The following is a 6,057-nucleotide window of genomic DNA, read 5'->3' as shown; positions in this document are numbered from 1 at the left end:
TCACCACCGTACACTTTTGCAAGTGTAGTACAGATAGCAGCAGTTAGAGTTGTTTTACCGTGGTCAACGTGGCCGATAGTACCAACGTTTACGTGCGGTTTCGTACGTTCAAATTTTGCTTTAGACATGAGTTGTCCCTCTAGGTACGGATTTAGGTGGCTTTGATGACCACGCAACCAAAATTATTGGTAAGGAGTATATATCAAAAGGAGATAATTGCTTGGAGAGCTGGTGCTGATACCCAGAGTTGAACTGGGGACCTCACCCTTACCAAGGGTGCGCTCTACCGACTGAGCTATATCAGCACTCAAAAATTGGAGCGGGCAGCGGGAATCGAACCCGCATCATCAGCTTGGAAGGCTGAGGTAATAGCCATTATACGATGCCCGCACACGTAACTCTGAGAGCTATTTCCTTAAGAATATGGTGGAGGGGGACGGATTCGAACCATCGAAGGCGGAGCCGGCAGATTTACAGTCTGCTCCCTTTGGCCACTCGGGAACCCCTCCAAATTTTTTCTTCATTCTTTCGAAAAAGAATGGTGCCGACTACCGGAATCGAACTGGTGACCTACTGATTACAAGTCAGTTGCTCTACCTACTGAGCTAAGTCGGCATAAGTGGAGCGCATTCTATTGAATGATGCTCAGCCTTGCAAGCCTAAATATTAAAAAAAAACCAATTTTCCATAAATCTCGCCTGTTCGTTGCTTTTTCAAGCAAAATGCGTTTTCTCACTCAATTCTATCGTTTAAGGCATTTCCATTCTTTTCACCTTAATGTATGTTTCATCCTCTTCTTTTTTCTGTCATTCATCGTTAGGTATTTTATGGGTCCTTATATCTCTTTTGATCGCAATCAATGGGCCGAGCTACGTAACTCTGTCCCGATGACTCTCTCTGAGGCTGACTTAAAAGAGCTACAAGGTATTAATGAAAACCTAACGATGAAAGAAACGGCTGAGATTTATCTGCCTTTGGCTCGCTTACTTAATTTATACGTGGCCGCCAGACAAAGCCGAAATGCGGTTTTGCATCAATTTCTCGGTAATACCGATATATCGCCTCCTTTTATCATCGGCATCGCAGGAAGTGTCGCCGTTGGGAAAAGTACTACGGCGCGTTTGTTAAAAGCGCTTCTTTCACGCTGGGAGAATCATCCCAAAGTTGAACTGATTACGACAGATGGGTTTCTTTTTCCCAACAAAATTCTTAATGAGAGAGGAATTATGGGGAAAAAGGGGTTTCCTGAATCTTATGATATGAAACGCCTGGTACAGTTTGTGTCGGATGTTAAAGCAGGAAAAAGAAATGTAAGCGCGCCGATCTATTCACATCTTACTTACGACATCACCACTGAAGAGAAAGTCGTCGATAGGCCAGATGTGTTGATCATTGAAGGATTGAACGTCTTGCAAAGCGGCATGGATTATCCACACGATCCACATCGAGTGTTTATATCTGATTTCTTAGATTTCTCACTGTATGTCGATGCGGACAGTCAACTTATTGAAAAGTGGTATGTTGAACGCTTTATGAAGTTTCGTCACAGCGCCTTTAAGGAGACGGGGTCGTACTTTAGCCACTACACAAAACTGTCTGAGCTAGAGGCGAGAGAAAAAGCTGAGAGCATTTGGCACTCGATCAACGGTAAAAATCTGCAACATAATATTTTACCGACCAAAGAGCGCGCTCAGTTAGTTTTGCGTAAAGGCCTCAATCATACTGTGGAAGAGATACTACTAAGAAAATAGTTTGGTAAAGCGGTTACTCTGCCTTGCGTAACGATATTTCGCCACCAATGTAACTCTCCATTCCATTCTCTGTTTCTAGCAACACCGCTCCATATTCGTTGATCCCGTGCACCACGCCATAGACCTCTTTGGGACCCATAAGCAGTTTAACTTTTCGACCAATAAAGTTATCGAGTCGATTCCAGCGCGGTATAAAATCCTTCATCCCATAAAGCTCGTAATCACGTAGCGCTTGGTCTAATGATTGAATAAAGACAATAGCGAGCAAGTTCCTGTCTATTTTCAGACCGTCGGCTACCTGCGACAAACTTGCCCATGGCTGGTCAATGGCTTGCTCATTTTCGGGCATGAAAATGTTCATTCCCATCCCAATAACTAAATGTGCCGCTGCGCCAGCCTGCCCTGTCATTTCTACTAAAATACCCGCCAGCTTTCTATCCTGAAAATAGAGATCGTTCGGCCACTTAAGCTTTACACCGTCAAATCCGATGCTTGCTAGCGCTTCCACGATCGCGACCCCGACCACAAGGCTAAGCCCCATTGCGGCCGCCATCCCCGCGTCGAGCCGCCAGTACATGGAAACATAAAGATTGCTGCCAAAAGGCGATATCCACTGACGCCCACGCCGACCCCGTCCATTAGCCTGATACTCTGCTAAGCAAACGCTGCCCGAAGCAAGGTTATCTACACGTTCTAACAGGTATTGGTTGGTTGAATCGATAATGGGGAAAAGCTCGACAGGGTTACGCACGGCATTTTGGATCTGTGTCGCATCAAGTAGATTCAGTGATTGAGCAAGCTGATAGCCTTTGCCTTGGACGCGGAAAATATCAATTCCCCACTCCTGAATCCCTTTAATATGCTTACTGACTGCAGCGCGAGAAATACCAAGTTCTGCTCCTAGCAACTCACCAGAACAAAACTCGCCACTGGCCAGATGACGAAGTAATGATAGTTTGACACTGTGCTCTTTCACTTTAATTCCTTAGCAAGATGCTCAAGATTCGTTTCACCAATCGCATCTAAAAATCGGACTTCATGCTCTAAAGATATCGAAAATTTATCCTGAACTGCTATGCAAACTTTAATTGCTAGTTGAATGACATCAAAGGCTGTAGCGCTACCTTTATTTACCAACACTAAAGCTTGCTTCGGATGCACTTGAGCATCACCTAAGCTATACCCTTTGAGCCCACACTGATCAATCAACCAACCGGCCGCTACTTTTCTGCCTTCTTCCACGGGGTAAGAAACAAGATCGGGATAACTCTCAAGAAGATCCTGCCAATGTTCTAAACTAATAATTGGATTTTTAAAGAAGCTTCCTGCATTACCTAGCACCCGCGGATCGGGTAATTTGGCATTGCGAGTAGCGCATACCCGTTTATAAATATCAATAACTTGGCAGGTATGACTATCCAGTTCTTGCAAAGGTCCGTAATTCAGTACGGGTTGCCATTGCTTCAATAACTTTAGTCCTACCGCTACAACGATCGCGTTACTGTGCAAAGCGTGTTTAAAAATAGAATCACGATAACCAAATAGACATTGTTTAGCGCTCAGGCGCTTGACGGTTAAGGAGTCTAAACAGAGATAATCAACGTAATCACACACATCTTGAAACTCTACACCATAGGCGCCAATATTTTGGATAGGAGCAGAACCTGCACAACCAGGTATCAAAGCCAAATTTTCAAGACCTGCAATATTTTGCTTCACTGCCCATTCGACAAGTGAAGGCCAATCCTCACCACCAGAAACATGCAAATAATGGTAATTATCATCCTGTGTGTGCTGTAACCCTTTCAGTTGGTTGCTTAAAACCATTCCTTGAAAATCACAAGTAAAAAGAACATTGCTACCTTTTCCTAACATCAACTTAGGCAAAGTCTGCCATTCTGCGCTCTGGTAAATTTCAACCAAATCTTGCACAGAGAAAACTTCAGCTAATAATTGACAAGATTGTTCTAGGCCAAAAGTGTGGTATTTTTTTAAGCTCGCATTGGGATGTAATTGCATGGCATTCTATGGATAAATTAAACTCACGCCATTCTACAACAGATAACTATTCGAAGCAGGAAGAAATGTGGCAACTACAATTTGACATACTCCCCCCGATAAAACTTCCTTTGATCAAGCGAATGTACAAAGAACATTACCCTTCAGCAAAAGCTAGGAAAGATGAATTGTGCGTTATAGGCACGCTCGATGGGCAGATATCTGCTGTTGTCAGATTTAAAAATATTGATGTATATCGATTACTGACTGGCATGCTTGTGCTGCCAGAAAACCAAAAAAAAGGGATTGGGTCGCAGTTGCTCAATTATTGCAGCGAGAATATTCTCAATAATCAGGATTATTGCTTCGCATACGCTCATCTTGAGCCCTTTTATGCTCGTCATGGTTTTCACTCCATAATGACAGAAGAACTACCAATAGCTCTTATGCAACGGTTTGAGCGCTATGTATCCAGTGGTAAAGATCTCATTCCTATGAGATACCTAGGCTAGTATGACGAGAATGCGCGGCTTTTCTAGCAATTGAACCGTTGAATTTGGTAATATCCCCAGTTCGCAATTTTGCAAATAAGTAAGGTAAATCATCCAATATGATTGCTCATAGAAACCCATTCGAGCGATTGCCGACCATCGCACAATCACCGGATCATTTTGAAGTTTTATTTTCGGCAAAAGAATTTAAAAATCATCTGATCCAGTCGATCCGTCAGGCAAGTAAACGAATCTATCTTGTAGCGCTGTATTTAGAAGATGACGAAGCAGGCAGAGAAGTTTTAACGGAGCTATATAATGCCAAGCAAAGAAACCCTGGCTTAGATATTGCGATTTGCGTTGATTGGCATAGAGCGCAACGTGGATTAATTGGTGCGGCCGCTTCGGAAGGCAATGCTTCAATGTATCAAGAGTTCTCTCAGAACCACGAACACGCCATTCCCGTATACGGCATCCCCGTGCGAGGTCGCGAGGTTTTTGGTGTTTTACATCTCAAAGGTTTTATTGTCGACGACCAGGTGATCTATAGCGGAGCAAGCCTTAATAACGTTTATTTGCATCACAAAGAGCGCTATCGATTCGACCGCTATCACACCATCGACAACCAATCTCTTGCCGATAGCATGGTACAATTTATTCAGCAAAAAATGATAAGTCATCCTGCTGTCAATGACTTATCAAACACATCGAAGCCAACGACGAAAGATATCAAAACTGAAATTCGGCAATTTAGAGCCTCTCTAGCAACAGCAAACTATGAGTTTGAGTCACAGATCCCAACAGCCGATCAAGTGGCTTTGACGCCACTGGTAGGTATTGGAAAGCGTCGAAATAAACTCAACCACAATATTAACCAACTGATCGCTCATGCTAAAGATGAAGTCTTTATCTGCACTCCGTATTTCAATTTCCCAAAAAGTGTCGCTAAAGAAGTTAAGAAAGCATTGAAACGGGGTGTGAAAGTTCACATTGTCGTTGGCGATAAAACGGCAAACGACTTCTATATTTCCCCAGAGCAAACCTTCAAAACAATCGGCGGCTTACCTTATTTATATGAGCTTAATCTACGCCGTTTTGCCAAAGTAAATGAAGCCCATATTGCCAGTCGAAATCTTTCTATCCATCTCTGGAAACATGAAGAGAATAGCTTCCATCTAAAAGGCGTATGGGTGGATAAGCGCTACATCTTGATCACTGGTAATAACTTAAATCCAAGAGCATGGAAGCTCGATCTCGAGAATGCCATTCTCATCCAAGATCACTATCACCACTTAACACCTAAGTTTGAGCAAGAGATCGACAACATCCTTCGACATACTCAACTTATTTGTACCTACAAACAACTAGAGAAGATAGAAAACTACCCTGATGCGGTACAAAAACTACTGCGCAAAGTAACGCGAGTTAAGGCCGATAGAGTGCTCAAACAGATTCTGTAAAGCACAACACTAGACGATTAGCCGACACAACGTGTCGGCTTTTTTATATGCCTACACGTTGTTTTCATATGGCTATTGATTGAGATAGTAGCGCCTTTCATGCAGCTACTCTGTTCGATGAACATAAGCCAAAAGAATTTCAGCGCTCAAGAGGACATCAAGGAATAAGCACAGGGAATCTAGTTGCAATAGAGATAGCTTAAAACGACTTAAGCAGCTCATTGAAACTCAAACGAAAAAAGCCCTGCTATTACTAGCAGGGCTTCTTAATAAGTGGCGGAGCGGACGGGACTCGAACCCGCGACCCCCGGCGTGACAGGCCGGTATTCTAACCAACTGAACTACCGCTCCGCAGCG

Annotated in this window: 6 protein-coding genes and 5 tRNA genes; 3 read left to right on the top strand and 8 right to left on the bottom strand. The window is 43.4% G+C overall.

Going from position 1 to position 6,057, the window contains the following annotated elements; genetic code table 11:
* The 5 genes from AACQ75_RS08275 to AACQ75_RS08255 form a co-directional block, all read right to left on the bottom strand.
* Positions 1 to 128, bottom strand: a 128-nt coding sequence (locus tag AACQ75_RS08275) for a GTP-binding protein (protein ID WP_235800309.1), incomplete at its 3' end; no start/stop codon positions are given.
* 101 nt (positions 129 to 229) lie between these two features.
* Positions 230 to 305: transfer RNA gene (locus AACQ75_RS08270), tRNA-Thr, on the bottom strand.
* A 10-nt stretch (positions 306 to 315) separates the two neighbouring features.
* Positions 316 to 390 (bottom strand) — tRNA-Gly (locus tag AACQ75_RS08265).
* Between the two features lie 34 nt (positions 391 to 424).
* Positions 425 to 509, bottom strand: a tRNA-Tyr gene (locus tag AACQ75_RS08260).
* Between the two features lie 30 nt (positions 510 to 539).
* Positions 540 to 615: transfer RNA gene (locus AACQ75_RS08255), tRNA-Thr, on the bottom strand.
* A gap of 212 nt (positions 616 to 827) precedes the next feature.
* Between AACQ75_RS08255 and coaA the strand changes: the two genes are divergently transcribed.
* A complete protein-coding gene (gene coaA / locus AACQ75_RS08250; protein ID WP_010318972.1) occupies positions 828 to 1,751 on the top strand; it encodes a type I pantothenate kinase in 924 nt (307 codons plus the stop codon).
* 13 nt (positions 1,752 to 1,764) lie between these two features.
* Here coaA and birA read toward each other — a convergent pair whose 3' ends face one another.
* Together birA and murB are read right to left on the bottom strand one after the other, a co-directional pair.
* On the bottom strand, positions 1,765 to 2,727 hold the full coding sequence (birA, locus tag AACQ75_RS08245; protein WP_013857958.1) for a bifunctional biotin--[acetyl-CoA-carboxylase] ligase/biotin operon repressor BirA: 963 nt from the start codon (positions 2,725 to 2,727) through the stop codon (positions 1,765 to 1,767).
* Positions 2,724 to 3,770: a UDP-N-acetylmuramate dehydrogenase gene (gene murB, locus AACQ75_RS08240; RefSeq protein ID WP_170889825.1), complete on the bottom strand. Its 1,047-nt coding sequence runs from the start codon at positions 3,768 to 3,770 to the stop codon at positions 2,724 to 2,726. The genes birA and murB overlap by 4 nt, the downstream gene beginning before the upstream one ends.
* Before the next feature lie 8 nt (positions 3,771 to 3,778).
* Here murB and AACQ75_RS08235 point away from each other — a divergent pair, with 8 nt between their 5' ends.
* Both AACQ75_RS08235 and pssA read left to right on the top strand, forming a co-directional pair.
* Positions 3,779 to 4,261 carry a GNAT family N-acetyltransferase gene (locus AACQ75_RS08235; RefSeq protein ID WP_013857960.1) on the top strand — a complete coding sequence of 161 codons (483 nt, stop codon included), beginning with the start codon at positions 3,779 to 3,781 and terminating at the stop codon, positions 4,259 to 4,261.
* Between the two features lie 98 nt (positions 4,262 to 4,359).
* Positions 4,360 to 5,700 (top strand): CDP-diacylglycerol--serine O-phosphatidyltransferase, encoded by a 1,341-nt coding sequence (gene pssA, locus AACQ75_RS08230; protein ID WP_170889824.1) that lies wholly within the window; start codon positions 4,360 to 4,362, stop codon positions 5,698 to 5,700.
* 274 nt (positions 5,701 to 5,974) lie between these two features.
* Here pssA and AACQ75_RS08225 read toward each other — a convergent pair.
* A tRNA-Asp gene (locus AACQ75_RS08225) sits at positions 5,975 to 6,051 on the bottom strand.
* Positions 6,052 to 6,057 lie beyond the last annotated feature (6 nt).

Origin of the sequence: Vibrio sp. B1-2 (genome assembly GCF_963888445.1) — a bacterium.
Classification (GTDB): Bacteria; Pseudomonadota; Gammaproteobacteria; order Enterobacterales; family Vibrionaceae; genus Vibrio; species Vibrio anguillarum.
Note: the sequence above shows the minus strand (reverse complement) of the source record. Positions and strands in the feature narration are given on the sequence as shown.